Genomic DNA, 15,498 nt, shown 5'->3' with positions numbered 1-15,498 from the left:
CGCCGTGCGCGGTCTGCTGCCGAGCTCGCTGCAGGAAAAGGTGCCGGACCTGCGCCCGGCCGGACAATGGCCGGCGCCGCGTCACGCGCGCCGCATGATCGCGCTCGCGGGCTGCGCGCAGCCGGCGATGGCGCCGTCGATCAACACCGCGACCGCCCGGGTGCTCGATGCGATCGGGATTTCGCTGGTCGAACCGGCGGGGGCCGGATGTTGCGGCGCCGTGCGTTTCCACCTCAACGACCAGGAAGGCGGCCGGACCGATGCGCGGCGCAACATCGACGCGTGGTGGCCGGCGATCGAGCGCGGCGAGATCGAGGCGATCGTGATGACCGCATCGGGTTGCGGCGTGCAGGTCAAGGATTACGGCCACCTGCTCGCGCAGGATGCGGCCTATGCGGAAAAAGCGGCGCGCGTGGCGGCGCTGACGAAGGACGTCAGCGAGATCGTCGCGGCGGAGGGCGACCGGCTCGCACCGCTGCTCGAAGCCAAGCGCGGCGAGACAGCCAAGGTTGCCTTTCAATCCCCGTGCACGCTACAGCACGGCCAGCAGATCCGCGGCGTTGTCGAGAAGCTGCTGACGGCAGCCGGATTCGAGCTCACGCCGGTGCGCGACGGCCATCTATGCTGCGGCTCGGCCGGCACCTATTCGATCCTGCAGCCTGAGCTGTCGAAGCAATTGCGCGCGAACAAGCTCGAGGCGCTCGGCGAAGGCGGTGCAAGCCTGATCGCATCGGCCAATATCGGCTGCATGACGCATCTGCAGGGCGGGACCGCGACGCCGGTCCGTCACTGGGTCGAACTGATCGACGAGCGCCTCCACGGCGCTCCCGCCTGATCCGCGAGGGCAGTGCGCCGCACGCCGCGCACTGCCCTTCAGCGGGGCGTCCCGTTTGCGATCAGCATCTTCGCTTCGGCTTCCGCCACCTTGATCCCGTCCTGGTTGCGGCACGTCCCGGCGAGGGTGACGATCCCGCCATCGTGCTTCGGCTTCTCATCGAGCCCGCTCACCGTCCACACCATCGTCAAGGTGTCGCCCGCCCGCACCGGCGCCGTGAAGCGCGACGTGTGTTCAAGATAGGCGATCGCAGTGGTATGGAACACCATGCCCAGTTGCGCCGCCATGAACGCCGTCGTCAGGTAGCCGTGAGCAATCCGCGTGCCGTAGCGGCTGTCGGACGCAAAGCGCTGGTTGGTGTGCAACGGGTTGAAATCGCCGAAGAGCCCAGCACCCATGACGATGTGCGTCTCGGTCAAGGTCATGCTGTTTTCGAAGCGTTCGCCGACCTGCACCTCGTTGAATCCCGGTCCCGAATACATGTGCCCCCTCCCGTCGAGTTCCAATGATTGGTCTTGTGAATGATGTCACGAGCGCCAGATTAGCAGCGGGGATAAAGGCGCCCCAAATGCCGATAACGGCGCTAACATCTGAGTGAAAGATTCGTGCCGTAAACCATGCCAATTACCGTCGAAACCTGCGTTGCAAGCCATATCGGGGACCGGCACGAGCAACAGGACCGGGTGGGGGTTTTCGCCCACCCTCGCCAGCGCGGGACGATGATCGCGGTGCTGGCGGACGGGATGGGCGGGCACACCGGCGGCGCGATCGCCGCGGAACAGGTGCTCCTCAAGGCTCGCCAGAATTTCGAGTCCTACGCGCCGCAGAACGAATCTCCGAACGACCTCCTCGCGGAGATCGTCAACGACGCCCACGTCATCATTCGTCTCACGCGCCTCACGTCCGAGAAGGAGCCTCACAGCACCGCCGTCGTCCTGGTGCTGCAACCAGGGCATGTGCGCTGGGCGCATTGCGGCGACTCGCGCCTGTATCACTTCCGCGGCGCCGAACTGGTGAGCCGCAGCGCCGATCATTCATTGGTCGGCGAGCTGCTGCGCAGGGGGCGCCTCAACGAAGCGGGCGCACGCGTGCATCCAAAGCGCAACGTGCTGCTCTCTTGTCTCGGCGGCGAAAAGGCGCCCGAGGTCGTCATCAGCGAGCCAGTCGCGCCTCAGGCTGGCGACAGTTTCCTGCTATGTTCCGACGGTCTGTGGGGTCACCTGTCGGACGCCGAAATCGGCGCGGCGGTCGCGACGAGGCGCGCGCGCGAAGCGGCCGAAGTCCTGGTCGAGCGCGCCCGGCAGCGCGCCGGCGGTTATGGCGACAATGTCTCCTTGGCGCTGATCAAGATCGTCGACGCCGGCTCACTGTCGTCACAGCCGTAGCCAGTTCCGGCGCCAGAAGATCGCCGCCATCGCCGTGGCGACGATCCCCATCATCGCCAAGGCAATGTAGAAGCCGACCGGGTCCCGCAACAGCGGCATCACGTCGAAGTTCATGCCGAAGATGCCGGTGATCAGCGTCGCGGGCAGGAACAGCGTCGTCAGCACGGTCAGGATGCGCACCTCGACGTTCAGCCGGTTGCTCACCGCCGACAGGTAGATGTCCATCAGGTCGCTCAGCAGTTCGCGCACGGCGTCCAGCGTTTCGATCACGTGGATGGTGTGATCGTAGATGTCCCTCAAGTACAGGCGGGTCTCGTCGGTGAAGAACCGGGTGTCGCCACGGATCAGCCCGTTGAGCACTTCCCTCAGCGGCCAGATGGCGCGCCGCAGCGCCTGGGTGTCGTGCTTGACCTGATGGATGGTCTGCAGCAGTTGCGGTGTGGGACGGGTGAGCGCGTCGTCCTCCAGTCGTTCGGCGTCGTCGCCCAAATGGTCCACGACGACGAAATACTGATCGATCACGGCATCGAGCAGCGCATAGGCGAGGTAGTCGACGCCATGCTTGAGGATGGGCGCCTGGGGCGCGCGCAGGCGTTCCCGGACGGGCTCGAAAGTGCCCGTCGGCCGTTCCTGGAAGGACAGCACGAATTTCTCGCCGAGCACGATGCTCAACTGGTCCGAGCCCAGCGTGCGCGTCTGCGGATCGTAGGCGAACACCCGCATCACGCAGTAAAGGTAGTCGCCGTAGTCCTCGATCTTCGGTCGCTGATGGGTGTTCAAGATGTCTTCGAGCACCAGCGGGTGCAGCCCGAAGCGTCGGCCGACCTCGCCGAGGATTTCAGCGTCCTGCAGGCCATACACGTTGAGCCACACTTGCTCCCGGCTGGGGCTGTAGGCGCGCGATGCCTCGATGCTCGCGAAGCGCTGTTCCTCGATGCCCTCCGCGTCGAATGCGATCAGCGAAATATGCGGTTTGTCGGTCTTCACGGCGCCGACGTGAACGAGCGATCCGGGCGGCATACCAGCCTTTGCCGGCGTCAGCGAGCGGGGCTTGCGGGGCTTCGGAGTCCTACCGGTATTTGTCATTTTCGCTTACCGGAAAATGCTACTAATTGGGATATTCCTGCCTTTACAGGGTTGCGCTTGGTCTGGGTATCAGTATTATCCGTGAGGCGTCCTTGTTGCACCGCACGGTGTACAACAAGAAATTACAAAGACCGATGCGCGGGGTGATGGCGTTCACACCTGCTCGTCAAACGTGGAAACCGGGGGAGAGTCGGACGTGAGTTCCGGTTGCCTGCGGCTGCGCAGTTGACCTGGGTTCCCACTTCCGAAAGGCCGGTTTTGCGTGAAGGTTCATGTCAATTTACCTGTCAGGGAGAACGGCCAATGCCTCTGTTTATCGGAGTGCCTGCTGAGTCCATTCCCGGCGAACGACGTCTCTCGGTCGTGCCGGATGTGGTCAAGAAGTACTTGGGCCTTGGCGCGCAAATGGTGATGCAGACTGGCGCAGGCCAGCCGGCGCATTTGCGCGACGAGATGTTTGCGGATGTGAAGTTCGTGCCGAACGCCGCCGAGGTGTGGAGCACGGCCGATGTGGTGCTGTGCGTGCAGCCGCCGTCGTCGGAACTGATCGCAACGATGAAGTCGGGCAGCGTGCTGCTCGGCATGCTGCAACCGTGGTCGGACGCCGGCCGCGCGAAGCAGCTGATGGACAAGCAGATCACTTCGTTTGCACTGGAGCTCCTGCCGCGGATCACCCGCTCGCAGAGCATGGATGTGCTGTCGAGCCAGGCCGCTGTCGCGGGCTACGAGTGCGCGCTGATCGCCGCCGACCACAGCCCGAAGTTCTTCCCGATGCTGACCTACGCCGCGGGCACGATCCGTCCGGCCAAGGTGCTCGTCATCGGGGCGGGGGTCGCGGGTCTTCAGGCGATCGCGACCGCGCGCCGGATCGGCGCGATGGTCGAGGCCTACGACGTGCGTCCCGAGACGCGCGAGCAGATCGAGTCGCTGGGGGCGAAGTTCGTCGACACCGGCGTCTCGGCGGCCGGTACCGGCGGCTATGCGCGCGAGCTCACCGACGAGGAAAAGGCCAAGCAGGCCGAGCGCCTCGCGAAGGCAGTGGCCGGCTGCGACGCGCTGATCACGACCGCCGCCATCCCGGGCAAGAAGGCGCCGAAGATCATCACCGCCGACATGGTCGCGCGCATGAAGCCGGGTGCGGTCGTCGTCGACATGGCGGCCGAATCGGGTGGCAACGTCGAGGGCACGGTCGCCGGCGAGAAGACCTGGATCAACGACGTGCTCGTTATCGGCCCGACCCACATCGCCAGCCGCATGCCCGTGCATGCGTCCGAAATGTACGCCAAGAACCTCTTCAACTTCATCTCCCCGTTCATCAAGGACGGAGCGCTTGCGCTCGACTGGGAAGACGAAGTGATGGCCGGCTGCTGCCTCACCCATGCGGGCGAGTTGCGGCATGCGGCCGTCAAGCAGGTTCTTGGACTGTGACGGAGGACGCAAACGTGGAAGGCTTTGGTGCAATTTATATCTTCATGCTGGCCGCGTTCACCGGTTACGAGGTGATCTCGCGCGTGCCGGTGATCCTGCATACGCCGCTGATGTCGGGCTCGAACTTCGTGCACGGTGTCGTTCTGGTCGGTGCGATGGTGGTGCTCGGCGAGGCCGATCCGGCCGATCCGGTGCAGCTCGCGATCGGCTTCGTCGCGGTGTTCCTCGGCGCGGCCAACGCGGCGGGCGGTTACGTCGTCACCGAGCGCATGCTCGCGATGTTCAAGCCGGGTGCTAACAAGGCGGGAGGTGCGCAATGAGCGGCCTCATCCAATTGGCGTATTTCGGCGTGGCCGTGGTGTTCATCCTCGGCCTGAAGGCGATGAGCTCGCCGGTCACTGCGCGCAAGGGCATCGTCTGGGCCGGCTACGCGATGATCGCGGCGACCCTCGTCACGTTCTACACGCCCGGCATGCAGAACTACGGGCTGATGATCACGGCCATCGTGCTCGGCGGCGCCGTCGCGTGGTGGTCCGGCAAGGTCGTCAAGATGACCGACATGCCGCAGATGGTCGCCATCTACAACGGCATGGGCGGCGGCGCGGCGGCGGCGATTGCAGCGCTCGAGTTTGCGCGCGGTGCGAACCATGGCGTCGTCGGGAGCGCCCTCGCGGTATTGGGCGCGCTGATCGGCTCGGTCGCCTTCGCCGGTTCGTGCATCGCCTTCGCGAAGCTGCAAGGCATCATGACCAAGGCGTGGCGGTTGCCGCAGCAGAACCTGGTGAACATCGGCCTCGCCGGTCTCGCCGTGGTGCTCGGGTTGGCGATCATCTTTGCCGGTACGCCGCCTTCGGCGCTCGTCATCCTGTTCTTCCTCGTTGCGCTCACGCTCGGCGCGATCCTCACCAGCCCGATCGGCGGTGCCGACATGCCGGTGGTGATCTCGTTGCTGAACGCCTTCACCGGTCTCGCGGTCGGCTTCGAAGGTTACGTGCTCGGCAACCCCGCGCTGATCGTCGCGGGCATCGTCGTCGGCGCGTCCGGTACGCTGCTCACGCAGCTGATGGCGAAGGCGATGAACCGCCCGATCCGCAACGTCATCTTCACGCCGATCACCGGCGCGGCAGCGGGAGGCGGCGAGGCGATCGAGGGCTCGATGAAGGAACTGTCGGCGCTCGATGCGGCTTCCGTCATGCGCTATGCGTCCAAGGTCGTCGTCGTGCCGGGCTACGGTATGGCCGTCGCGGGCGCCCAGCACAAGGTGTGGGAGATGGCGCAGCTGCTCGAAGAGGGCGGCGTCGAAGTCGTGTTCGCGATCCATCCGGTCGCGGGTCGCATGCCGGGCCACATGAACGTGCTGCTTGCCGAAGCCGGCGTGCCCTACGACAAGATCTTCGACATGGAAGAGATCAACTCCGACTTCCCGCAGGTGGACGTGGCACTGGTGATCGGCGCGAACGACGTCGTGAACCCGGTCGCGCGTACCGACAAGTCGAGCCCGATCTACGGCATGCCGATCCTCAACGTCGACATGGCGCAGAACGTCATCGTCGTCAAACGCGGCCAGGGGGCAGGCTACTCGGGCATCGAGAACGCGCTGTTCTTCAAGGACAACTGCCGCATGCTGTACGGCAGCGCGCAGCAGATCATCGGCGAAGTCATCACGCACGTGAAGGCGCTGGAGGTCTGATGTTCTGGCGGGTGCGGGGCCGCAAGTGCGGTCCCCGCCACCCGCATTCAAGACGCGGGCGGCAGCTGCCGATAAGGGCATAATGACCCTTGGAGGACTTCGTACAAGATGCCGCCCCGCGTGATTCCCTTCGGAGTTGTCGCTTGTCTGGCGCTGCTGGTCACCGCCTGCGCCTGGGCTCAGGCTGCGCCGCCGGCAGCAGGAAATTCGACCGGGACGGCTTCGGTCCCTGAGGGCAAGCGGCCGGGGAAAGGCGCTGCCACGAAAGCGCCTCCCTTCCGCGACACCACCGGCTATCGGTATCCGGCGATCTCGCGCACCGTGCGCGACATGCAGAACATGGCCTACGCCATGCAGTTGCGCGACTACTGCGCGGACGAACGCGTGCCGGATGAATTCGTCAAGGAACAGCTCTCCCGCTTCAGCCGCATTACAGGCCGCGAAGAAACCTGTCGCAGCCTGCTCGCGTATTGAGCATCCTTACTGGGCGGCGAGATAGGCGCGGAAGGCCTCGGCCGTCATCGGGCGGCCGAACAGCGGTCCCTGCTGCAAGTGACAGCCGAGCGCCGACAGGAAGGCCTGCTGCGCTTCGCCCTCGACACCGCGAGCCAGCACTTCCAGCCCGAGGATGCCCGCCATGCTCGAAATCGCCTCCACGATCGCATCGCTGTCGTCGCGGATGCCGACTTCGCGCACGAGTTGCGGGTCGAGTTTCAGCGTCCGGACCGGGTAGCGCTTGAGGCGAGGGATCGACGCGAGGCCGCGGCCGAAATCGTCGATTGCGAGCTGCACGCCCATCTGCGCAATCGCGGCGACCGTGGTGAGGACGCGCGCGCTGTCGTCGCAGAACACGCGCTCGTCGAGGTCCAGTTCCAGCAACCCGGCCGGCAAGCCGGATGCGGCGAGCGCGTGGCGCACGCGCTCGGCGAGGTCGCCGTGCGTGATCTGCTCCAGCGCGACATTGACGGTAACTCGCACGCTCTTGCCCGCGGCATTCCAGGCGGCGGCCTCGCTGCAGGCGCTCTGCAAGATCCAGTCCCCCATGCGCGTGAGCTGGCCGGCATCGCGCGCGACGCCTGCAAAGCGCTGGAACGGAATCAGGCCGAGTTCGGGGTGATGCCAGCGCAGCAGCGCTTCGCCGCCACGCACGGACTGGTCGCGCGCATCGATCAGCGGCTGGAAATGGACTTCCAGTTGCTTGAGGTCGACCGCCTGCCGCAGCCGCGTCTCGAAAGCGAGGAGCGGTGCATCGGGCAGGTCGTGCATCAGGACGGCCGCGTCCGGGTGGGACTTCGACTCGATCCGGTAGGCGAGGATGTCGACGTCGAAGACGCTGCCGTCCTTGCGCCGATGCTGCCAGATGCCGGATTCGATCGGATCGCGGCCGTCGGCCGGTTGTACGCGCAGGTCGCCGATGCGCATCCCGCACAACGCAGTCTGCGAGTAGCCATAGACGCCCGCTGCGGCGGCGTTGGCAGCGAAGATGCCGAGGTCGGGCCCTTCGCACAGCAGCGTCGGAAGCGGACTGTCGGCGAACACGCGTTCGAGGGCATCGTCTCCGGCCTCGTGTGACAGGGACGCTGAAGCCGGGGCGGCAATTGCTGCGGTCTTCGGCTGATCTGCGGGCGGCAGGATCAGCAGACGCCAGTCCGGCTTGGGTCCGGGCAGCACGCGCGCATCCATTGCCTCCGTATGCCCGGGCACCTGCAGGCGCGCGACCGGCGAGGCGTTGACGCCCGGCCAATCGACTTCCATGCAGGCGCTTAGGGCGTGGCCGACGATGCTGCCTCGCTTGAGTCCCAGGGTTTCGAGCGCTGCGGCGTTGGTGGCGGCGATACGCTCGTTCTCGTCGATCACAATCACCGGCTGTTCGACTGCTGCGGCAAGTCGTGGCCAGACGGTGTCGGGGGGCGGCTCGTCGGTGAATGGGGCGTTCGCGTAGGCTTCTGCGATGATGTCCGGGCTTAGGATCAGCGCATGGATGCCGGGACGGATGCGCGCCGCGGCAACGAAGCGCAGATCGCGGTGGCGTTCGCCGGGCAGGGCGACGCGCAGGCTGCCGCGCATCTCGCCCTGGATGAAGAGCCGGGCGCGGGCATCGAGGAAGTCGCGTTCGGAGGGGAAGAGATCGCACAGCGGCTTGCCGGCGATCTGCCGGTAGTCACGCTCGAGCAGCCGGCAGGCAGCGCTGTTCGCCTCGAGGACGATCTCGTCGCCCGTGATGATCAGGCCTTCATCGAGTAGTTCGAACAGGGCAAGGTAGAGCCCGGTCTCCGCACCCTCGGAAAAATCCGGGATGAAGGGCTCTTCGGGGTTCTCATTGCCCTGCGGGGGACGGGCTGCGTTCATCTGGGCGCTCATTCCAGGTATTCGTGCAAGTTATCGGCGTGAGCCCAGAATACTTGAACGTGCCAGAGCGCCTTAGCTGGAAAAGGCGGGGTTTGCCCCCGCTAATTCCGCGAGTTCGGCGAGATGCTACTTCTTGCCCAGTCCGCCGAGCAGGAAGGGGATCGGGCGCGCATTGCGCTTGGGCAGTGGCGACAGCCGGTCAGCCGATCCGCTGTCGAGGTTCGCGGCCCCGATGGCGGGCGTCGTCGGCTGGTACGGCTTGCTGAAATCGAATCCGTCGGCTGCGACGGTCGATTTCTTGCGGCGGGCGTGATCTGCACTTTTCGTCGGCGATGTCGTGCGCGATGCGCGCACGTTGTCGCGTGCCGGTTCGGCTTCCGCATGCCCGCCTCTACGGCCGTGCTTGCCACGGCTGCCGCTCTCGTGGAAGTCCGGCTCCGGGTCGAATCCGGCGACGTCCTCAAGCGGAATCTGCAACTTGATCAGCTTCTCGATGTCGGTCAGCAGGTGCTTTTCTTCAGCACTGACCAGCGATACCGCGCGACCCTTACGACCGGCGCGGCCGGTGCGCCCGATACGGTGCACGTAGTCTTCTGCGGTGTGCGGCAGCTCGAAGTTGATCACCGAGGGCAGGTCGTCGATGTCCAGCCCGCGCGCCGCGACGTCGGTCGCGACGAGTACGCGCAGCTTGCCGGACTTGAACGCTTCCAGTGCCTCGGTGCGCTGCGACTGCCCCTTGTCGCCATGAATCGCATCGGCGGCAATGTCGTGGCGTTCGAGGAAGTGCGCGAGGCGGCCGCAGGCGAGCTTGGTCGCGACGAACACCAGCGCCTGGGTGTCGGGCTCGTGGCGCAGCAGATGGACCAGCAGGTTGCGTTTGAGGCCGGCCGAAACGGGGTGCACGACGTGGGTGATCGTTTCCGACACCGTATTGCGCCGTGCGACTTCGATCAGCTGCGGCTCCTTCAGCATCTGGTCGGCGAGCTTCTTGATCTCGTCGGAGAAGGTCGCCGAGAACAGCAGGCTCTGGCGGCTCGCGGGCAGCAGGTCGAGGATGCGGCGGATGTCCGGGATGAAGCCCATGTCGAGCATCCGGTCGGCTTCGTCGAGCACCAGCATTTCGACCTGGTTCAGCGCGATGGTCCTCTGCTGGACGTGGTCGAGGAGGCGGCCCGGTGTCGCGACGACGATCTCGACGCCGTTGCGCAGCTCCTGGATCTGCGGCTTCATGTCGACGCCGCCGTAGATGCAGGTCGTGCGCAGCGGCACGTATTTGCTGTAGGTCTTGACCGACTCGAACACCTGCATCGCGAGCTCGCGCGTCGGCGCGAGGATCAGCGCGCGCACCGGATGGCGCGCCGGGCTCGTGGAGGTGCTCGCGTGGCGGGCGAGGCGGTTCAGCAGCGGGAGCGTGAAGCCCGCGGTCTTTCCGGTACCGGTCTGAGCGCCCCCCATCATGTCGCGCCCCGACAGCACGACGGGAATGGCCTGCTGCTGGATCGGGGTGGGGGTCGTATAGCCGGTCTCGGCGACCGCGCGTAGCAACTCGGGAATCAACCCGAGGTCGGCGAAACTCATAGGCGCCTTTCTTCCGTGATGGCCTGCCGCGCGTTGCGCGACGCCAGGAGAGGCGATTGGATGAACGATGGCCGGAACGTCATCGTTCCGGAACGGCTCGCGCCAACCGGCAGGCCGGGTGCTTGAAAATCAACATTATACATGCCTCGCCCCGTGGCCTGCATGGGCTTGGATGCCGCGAATGCCGATTCACACCGATTTGCGCAGCGCGAGGTAGCAGGTGATTTCCTCGCGGTCGTGGTAGAGGTGTTTCATGCGCAGCACGAACGGCCCCTCGTTTGCGAGCCGCTTGGTGATGATCGCGCGGCACTGCTCGACTGCATCGAGGCGCTTCTTCATCGGCAGCTTGAGGTTGAAGATGGTGCGCCGGCAGCGTCCGGTGGCGATCCAGTCCGCGACGAGCGCCGCGATCCGTGTCGGCTGCTCGACCATGTCGCACACCATCCATTCGACGGGGCGCTGCGGGCGCCAAGTGAAACCATCCGCACGGACGTGCTCGACGAGGCCGGTCGCCATCACCGAAGGCGCCATCGGGCCGTTGTCGATCGAGGTCACGCGCAGCCCGCGATGGGCGAGCTGCCAGGTCCAGCCGCCCGGGGCCGCGCCCAGGTCCACGGCCCGCAGTCCGGCGCGTAGCCCAGCGTTGCGCTCTTCCTCCGTGAGCAGCGTGAAGATCGCCTCGGCGAGCTTCAGCGTCGAGCGGCTGCCGGCTTCGCGCAGCATCCGCAAGCGCGGAATGCCCATCGGCCACAGCGCGGCGCGGCCGGGCAGGGATGCGCACAGCCATGCGGTCGAAGTGCCGCCGAAGAGCACGTGCAGTTCCGGCAGCCCTTTTGCGCCTTCGCGGAAGGCCCCGGCCTTCTCCAGTTCGTGCTGCAGCGGCACGGTGAAGCGACGGCAGAAGCCGGACTGCTGCTTCGCCTCGTCCGTATCAGGCGTCTCCAGCATCAGGCTCGCGAAGCGCTGGCCGGCTTGACGCGTCGCGGCGACGATCGGCGTTGCCCGATCACGTTCGGGCAGATTGTCGATGCGCGCAAACCACGGCAGCAACTGGCGGGCGAAGATCAGCCTGCGCCAGTCGCAATGTTCGGCGAGCTCCGCGAAGTCGATCGCCTCGTGGCTCTCGAAAGTCACGAAGGCCTGGCCGGGTTGCGCCCGCACGGAACCGCTCATGCCGATCTCGGCACAGAAGGCTTCCAGTTCGGTGGCGACTTCCTTTTCGAAGCCCGCGCGGCATAGCGCGAGCAGGCCATAAACGGAGAGCGGGAGGCGGTTCTGGGCGGGAGAGGGATGCATGGATGCTCGAGTGCGGCGACGGTGGGTGCCAAGTGGGCACGGCAGGAACGCGCGGATGATAAGCCGCGCGAGCCGCTGCGCCTAGCTTCACGCGCACCATGAGAAGCTGGCTTGCCTCAGTGCTTGGCGGCCTGCTTGCCCTCGCTGCCCGTTTCGGCCGCCGCCGGCTTTACGCTGGACGTGACGGTCGGCGGAACGGTCTGGATGTTGTGTTCCGTCATGTAGTCGTTCATCTCGCGCCAACCGCTGAAGATCGACGCCTTCTGTGCCTTCGGGTTCAGGGCGTAGCAGTCTTCCAGCGCGCGGCCGGCGTGGCGGCAGGCGCCGCCGATCGCCTTTCCTTCGGCTTCGGCCGCCGCCTCTTCCTTTTTCGGATCGGGCAGACCGAGCAGCTCGGTGGTTCGCTCGCAGGCGGTCAGCGCGAGCAGCAGCATCAGCGGGACAAGTCGTCGGGCAAACATGGTCTAGAGTGTATCTGCGGGGTGGCCTGAGAACTTTAACGTCATCTCGGGATAAATCTTGATGCAATGATAGATCGTCGTTGGCGACGGGGTATGGCGAGTGGTTCTATACTTCGCGCTTTGCACGTTTACGGTTGTGAAGGAAGCTGGAATGAAGCCTTTGGCTCGAGTACTGCAAAATGGTTTTACGGCGCTGCTCTGTTGTGGCGCCCTGGTCGGTTTGCCCGCGACGGCGCATGCGGCGAAACCCAAGGCCGCCCCGGCCGCATCCGCGAAGGCGGCCGAAGCCGCGGGACCGCGCGAAATCCGCCTCGGACATCAGCTCGATCCGGACCGCGCCGAAGCGCTGCAGAAACTCGTGACCCGCTTCAACGAGCGCAGCAAGGATTACCGCATCGTTCTGACGGCGCTGGCCGACGGCGACACGCCCAACATGGCCATCGTCCAGGGCGACGATCTCGAGCGCTACTTCAGCGGCAAGGTCGGATACAAGCCACTGTCGACCGTGATGCGCGATGCCGGCGTGCCGCTGCAGACGCTGAAGCCGCCCGCCACGATGACCCGTTCTCTGGTCGACGGCAAGGGGCAGTTGCTGGCGCTGCCGGTCGCGTTGTCGACGCCGGTCATGTACTTCAACCGCAACGAATTCAAGCGCGTCGGCCTCAACCCCGATGCGCTCCCGAAAACCTGGTTCGATCTGCAGCAAGTGCTCGGCCAACTGGTCGACGCCGGTTCGCAATGCCCCTACACGGTTTCGCAACCGGGCCGCGTGATGATCGAGAACACCAGCGCCTGGCATAATGAGCCCGTCGCCGCCCGGCAGGCCAAGGGCGAGCGGGCTGCCTTCAACGGCATGCTGCAGGTCAAGCACATCGCGATGATGGCGAGCTGGCATCGTGCGCACTACCTGCGCACCTTCGACGCCGACAGCGAAGCCGAGGGCAAATTTGCCGCGGGCGAATGCGCTGTGATCGCGGCGCCGTCGTCGAGCTGGACCGAGTTCCGGCGCAAGGCGAATTTCGAGGTCGGCATCGCACCGCTGCCCTACCACGACGACTTTGCCGGCGGCGGGGCTCCGCAGAATACGCTGGCCGAGGGGGGCGCCATGTGGGTGTCCGCCGGCAAGCCCGCAGTCGAGTACAAGGGCGTCGCGCAGTTCGTCGCCTTCTGGCTGCAGCCGGAAAACCAGGTCGCCTGGGAGCGGGAATCCGGCTATCTGCCGCTCAACCGTGCCGGCGTCTTTGCGGCGCAGAGCGACCTGTTGGCGCCCGACCTCGACAACGTGCGCGTCGCCGTTGCCCAACTCACTGCCAAGCCCGCCACGGCCGATTCGAGCGCGACCTCGATCACCGGCCGTTCCCGCGTGATGAGCATTCTCGACGAGGAGCTGCGCGCCGTATGGGCCGACCGCAAGCCCGCCAAGGAGGCGCTGGACACCGCGGTCGTGCGTGTGCAGAGCCTGATGACCGGCGTGCGCTGACGAGATTGCGATGGCCGCGCGCGACTGGTCCCTGCCACGCGTCCTGGCGCACCGCTGCGGTGGCAGCTTGGCGCCGGAGAACACGCTGGCGGGACTGGCCGTCGCGGCCGCCTGCAATTGCGGCGGCGTCGAATTCGACGTGATGCTCAATGCCAGCGGCTCGCCGCTCTTGATTCACGACGAGACGCTGGAGCGGACGACCAGTGGTCGGGGCCGTGTCGCCGACCTCTCTGATGAGGCGATGGCGACGCTGGATGCGGGCACGTGGTTCGATCGGCGTTTTGCTGGCGAAAGACTTCCGTCGCTCGAGTCCGCGCTAGTTCGATGCATCGCGCTCGGCTTGGCAATCAACCTCGAGATCAAGCCCTCGGACGGGGCTGACGAGGCGACCACCGAATGTGTCGTTCGCACGCTGCGGCGTCATTGGTGCGGCGCAGTCCCGCCGCTGGTGTTGTCCTCGTTTTCCGAAGCCGCGCTCGCGGTTGCTGCGGCCCTCGCGCCGGAGACACCGCGCGGCCTGCTGGTCAGTGCAGTCCCCGACGACTGGGAGGTGCGCTGCCGCAGGCTCGGTGCGGTGTCACTCCATGCTGGTGAGCGGGGACTCGATCAGGCGATCGTGGCAGCGGTCCGACAAGCCGGACTGCGCATGGCCTGCTACACCGTGAACGATCCCGTCAGGGCGCAGACGCTTTCGAAGTGGGGCGTGGACTGCGTGATCACCGACCGTCCGGACATCGTTCGCGCGCCCGCCCCCGGACTCTGATCTTCGCTTCCTTGACGGGGCGCCGCCCCGCCCCCTAACATCGCCCTTTTTTCGCGAGCACGCAGCCTTGTCGACCCAGCAGCTCTACGCGCCGATCGCAGCCGATATGCAGGCCGTCGATGCGGTGATCCGTCAGCGACTCTACTCCGATGTCGTGCTCATCCGGCAGGTTGCGGAGTACATCATTCAAAGCGGCGGCAAGCGCCTGCGGCCGGCGCTGGTGCTGTTTTCGGCCAACGCGATGGGATACCAGGGCGTTCATCACCATGAGCTGGCGGCAGTCGTCGAATTCATTCACACCGCCACCCTGCTGCACGACGACGTCGTAGACGAATCGGAGCTGCGCCGCGGAAACAAGACGGCGAACGCGATGTTCGGCAACGCTGCGTCGGTCCTCGTCGGCGATTTCCTCTATTCGCGCGCCTTTCAGATGATGGTCGGCGTCAGCAATATGCGCGTGATGCAGGTGCTGGCGGATGCGACCAACACCATCGCCGAGGGCGAGGTATTGCAGTTGCTGAACTGCCACAACGCGGATGTCGAGATCGAGGACTACCTGCGCGTGATCCGCTACAAGACGGCAAAGCTGTTCGAAGCCGCGACCCGTCTCGGCGCGATCCTCTCCGGCGCTGACCAGGAGACGGAGGAGCGCATGGCCGCCTTCGGCATGCACCTCGGCACCGCCTTCCAGCTCATCGACGACGTGCTGGACTATTCGTCGGACGAAGCCGCGACCGGCAAACATCTTGGCGACGATCTGGCCGAGGGCAAGCCGACGCTGCCGCTGATCCACGCGATGCGGCACGGCACGCCCGAGCAGGCGGCGCTGGTCCGTGGCGCGATCGAGAGCGGCGGGCGCGACGAATTCCCGGCAATTCTGGAAGCGATCCATCAGACCGGCGCGCTGGAAGAGACGCGCCGTCACGCGCGCGCCGAGGCGAATCGCGCAATCGACGCAATTTCTTCTCTTTCCCCTTCCATTTTCAAAGAAGCGCTGCTACAATTATCGAACTTTGCAGTTGAGAGAAATCACTAGCAGCTGAAAAGTACCGTCGGGGAATAGCTCAGCCTGGTAGAGCACTGCGTTCGGGACGCAGGGGCCGGAGGTTCGAATCCTCTTTCCCCGACCACTCATTCCCGCAAAAAA

General features: G+C 65.7%; 15 protein-coding genes and 1 tRNA gene. 10 read left to right on the top strand and 6 right to left on the bottom strand.

Translation table 11 applies throughout. From position 1 onward, the window contains the following. On the top strand, positions 1-835 hold an 835-nt coding region (gene glcF / locus VJ673_RS03965), incomplete at its 5' end, for a glycolate oxidase subunit GlcF (protein ID WP_324124733.1). Between the two features lie 38 nt (positions 836-873). Here the strand turns inward: glcF and VJ673_RS03960 are convergent. Further along, the gene (locus tag VJ673_RS03960; RefSeq protein ID WP_324124732.1) at positions 874-1,317 is read right to left on the bottom strand and encodes a MaoC family dehydratase; all 444 of its coding nucleotides are present in this window, start codon (positions 1,315-1,317) and stop codon (positions 874-876) included. 135 nt (positions 1,318-1,452) lie between these two features. Between VJ673_RS03960 and VJ673_RS03955 the strand changes: the two genes are divergently transcribed. Next, positions 1,453-2,220, top strand: a complete 768-nt coding sequence (locus VJ673_RS03955) for a PP2C family protein-serine/threonine phosphatase (protein WP_324124731.1) — start codon at positions 1,453-1,455, stop codon at positions 2,218-2,220. Here the strand turns inward: VJ673_RS03955 and corA are convergent. Continuing rightward, complete coding sequence (gene corA, locus VJ673_RS03950; protein WP_324124730.1) at positions 2,209-3,306, bottom strand: magnesium/cobalt transporter CorA; 1,098 nt, start codon at positions 3,304-3,306, stop codon at positions 2,209-2,211. The two genes, VJ673_RS03955 and corA, sit on opposite strands and share 12 nt — an antisense overlap. Before the next feature lie 303 nt (positions 3,307-3,609). On the opposite strand from corA, the gene VJ673_RS03945 reads away from it, so the two are divergent. The 4 genes from VJ673_RS03945 to VJ673_RS03930 all read left to right on the top strand — a co-directional run bounded on the left by VJ673_RS03945 (position 3,610) and on the right by VJ673_RS03930 (position 6,898). Next, the gene (locus VJ673_RS03945; protein ID WP_324124729.1) at positions 3,610-4,734 is read left to right on the top strand and encodes an NAD(P) transhydrogenase subunit alpha; all 1,125 of its coding nucleotides are present in this window, start codon (positions 3,610-3,612) and stop codon (positions 4,732-4,734) included. A 14-nt stretch (positions 4,735-4,748) separates the two neighbouring features. After that, on the top strand, positions 4,749-5,054 hold the full coding sequence (locus VJ673_RS03940; protein ID WP_324124728.1) for an NAD(P) transhydrogenase subunit alpha part 2: 306 nt from the start codon (positions 4,749-4,751) through the stop codon (positions 5,052-5,054). Continuing rightward, a complete protein-coding gene (locus tag VJ673_RS03935; protein WP_324124727.1) occupies positions 5,051-6,424 on the top strand; it encodes an NAD(P)(+) transhydrogenase (Re/Si-specific) subunit beta in 1,374 nt (457 codons plus the stop codon). Before VJ673_RS03940 ends, VJ673_RS03935 begins: the two co-directional genes overlap by 4 nt. Positions 6,425-6,532: 108 nt before the next feature. Further along, a complete protein-coding gene (locus tag VJ673_RS03930; protein ID WP_324124726.1) occupies positions 6,533-6,898 on the top strand; it encodes a hypothetical protein in 366 nt (121 codons plus the stop codon). Positions 6,899-6,904: 6 nt separating this feature from the next. Here the strand turns inward: VJ673_RS03930 and VJ673_RS03925 are convergent, their stop codons facing one another. The 4 genes from VJ673_RS03925 to VJ673_RS03910 all read right to left on the bottom strand — a co-directional run bounded on the left by VJ673_RS03925 (position 6,905) and on the right by VJ673_RS03910 (position 12,081). Further along, positions 6,905-8,785, bottom strand: a complete 1,881-nt coding sequence (locus VJ673_RS03925; protein WP_324124725.1) for an EAL domain-containing protein — start codon at positions 8,783-8,785, stop codon at positions 6,905-6,907. A 114-nt stretch (positions 8,786-8,899) separates the two neighbouring features. Next, the gene (locus tag VJ673_RS03920) at positions 8,900-10,351 is read right to left on the bottom strand and encodes a DEAD/DEAH box helicase (RefSeq protein ID WP_324124724.1); all 1,452 of its coding nucleotides are present in this window, start codon (positions 10,349-10,351) and stop codon (positions 8,900-8,902) included. A 189-nt stretch (positions 10,352-10,540) separates the two neighbouring features. Beyond that, positions 10,541-11,647: a 23S rRNA (cytidine(2498)-2'-O)-methyltransferase RlmM gene (gene rlmM / locus VJ673_RS03915; protein WP_324124723.1), complete on the bottom strand. Its 1,107-nt coding sequence runs from the start codon at positions 11,645-11,647 to the stop codon at positions 10,541-10,543. A 116-nt stretch (positions 11,648-11,763) separates the two neighbouring features. Further along, positions 11,764-12,081 (bottom strand): hypothetical protein, encoded by a 318-nt coding sequence (locus VJ673_RS03910; RefSeq protein ID WP_414635628.1) that lies wholly within the window; start codon positions 12,079-12,081, stop codon positions 11,764-11,766. A 178-nt stretch (positions 12,082-12,259) separates the two neighbouring features. Here VJ673_RS03910 and VJ673_RS03905 point away from each other — a divergent pair, with 178 nt between their 5' ends. From VJ673_RS03905 to VJ673_RS03890, 4 genes are all read left to right on the top strand, one after another. Continuing rightward, complete coding sequence (locus VJ673_RS03905) at positions 12,260-13,588, top strand: extracellular solute-binding protein (RefSeq protein WP_324124721.1); 1,329 nt, start codon at positions 12,260-12,262, stop codon at positions 13,586-13,588. Between the two features lie 10 nt (positions 13,589-13,598). Continuing rightward, positions 13,599-14,351, top strand: a complete 753-nt coding sequence (ugpQ, locus tag VJ673_RS03900) for a glycerophosphodiester phosphodiesterase (RefSeq protein WP_324124720.1) — start codon at positions 13,599-13,601, stop codon at positions 14,349-14,351. A gap of 67 nt (positions 14,352-14,418) precedes the next feature. Continuing rightward, positions 14,419-15,387: an octaprenyl diphosphate synthase gene (ispB, locus tag VJ673_RS03895; RefSeq protein ID WP_414635627.1), complete on the top strand. Its 969-nt coding sequence runs from the start codon at positions 14,419-14,421 to the stop codon at positions 15,385-15,387. Positions 15,388-15,404: 17 nt separating this feature from the next. Beyond that, positions 15,405-15,481, top strand: a tRNA-Pro gene (locus VJ673_RS03890). Positions 15,482-15,498: the final 17 nt, after the last annotated feature.

The organism is Aromatoleum sp. (assembly GCF_035254505.1).
Taxonomy (GTDB): Bacteria; Pseudomonadota; Gammaproteobacteria; order Burkholderiales; family Rhodocyclaceae; genus Aromatoleum.
This window is presented reverse-complemented; position numbering and strand designations above follow the sequence as displayed.

Bases quoted from the DNA above. Each gene is read 5' to 3' on its own strand.
- VJ673_RS03945 (WP_324124729.1), top strand. From the start codon at position 3,610: ATGCCTCTGTTTATCGGAGTGCCTGCTGAGTCCATTCCCGGCGAACGA.
- corA (WP_324124730.1), bottom strand. From the start codon at position 3,306: ATGACAAATACCGGTAGGACTCCGAAGCCCCGCAAGCCCCGCTCGCTG.
- VJ673_RS03935 (WP_324124727.1), top strand. From the start codon at position 5,051: ATGAGCGGCCTCATCCAATTGGCGTATTTCGGCGTGGCCGTGGTGTTC.
- VJ673_RS03955 (WP_324124731.1), top strand. From the start codon at position 1,453: ATGCCAATTACCGTCGAAACCTGCGTTGCAAGCCATATCGGGGACCGG.
- VJ673_RS03930 (WP_324124726.1), top strand. From the start codon at position 6,533: ATGCCGCCCCGCGTGATTCCCTTCGGAGTTGTCGCTTGTCTGGCGCTG.
- VJ673_RS03960 (WP_324124732.1), bottom strand. From the start codon at position 1,317: ATGTATTCGGGACCGGGATTCAACGAGGTGCAGGTCGGCGAACGCTTC.
- ugpQ (WP_324124720.1), top strand. From the start codon at position 13,599: ATGGCCGCGCGCGACTGGTCCCTGCCACGCGTCCTGGCGCACCGCTGC.
- rlmM (WP_324124723.1), bottom strand. From the start codon at position 11,647: ATGCATCCCTCTCCCGCCCAGAACCGCCTCCCGCTCTCCGTTTATGGC.
- VJ673_RS03925 (WP_324124725.1), bottom strand. From the start codon at position 8,785: ATGAGCGCCCAGATGAACGCAGCCCGTCCCCCGCAGGGCAATGAGAAC.
- VJ673_RS03920 (WP_324124724.1), bottom strand. From the start codon at position 10,351: ATGAGTTTCGCCGACCTCGGGTTGATTCCCGAGTTGCTACGCGCGGTC.
- VJ673_RS03905 (WP_324124721.1), top strand. From the start codon at position 12,260: ATGAAGCCTTTGGCTCGAGTACTGCAAAATGGTTTTACGGCGCTGCTC.
- VJ673_RS03910 (WP_414635628.1), bottom strand. From the start codon at position 12,081: ATGCTGCTGCTCGCGCTGACCGCCTGCGAGCGAACCACCGAGCTGCTC.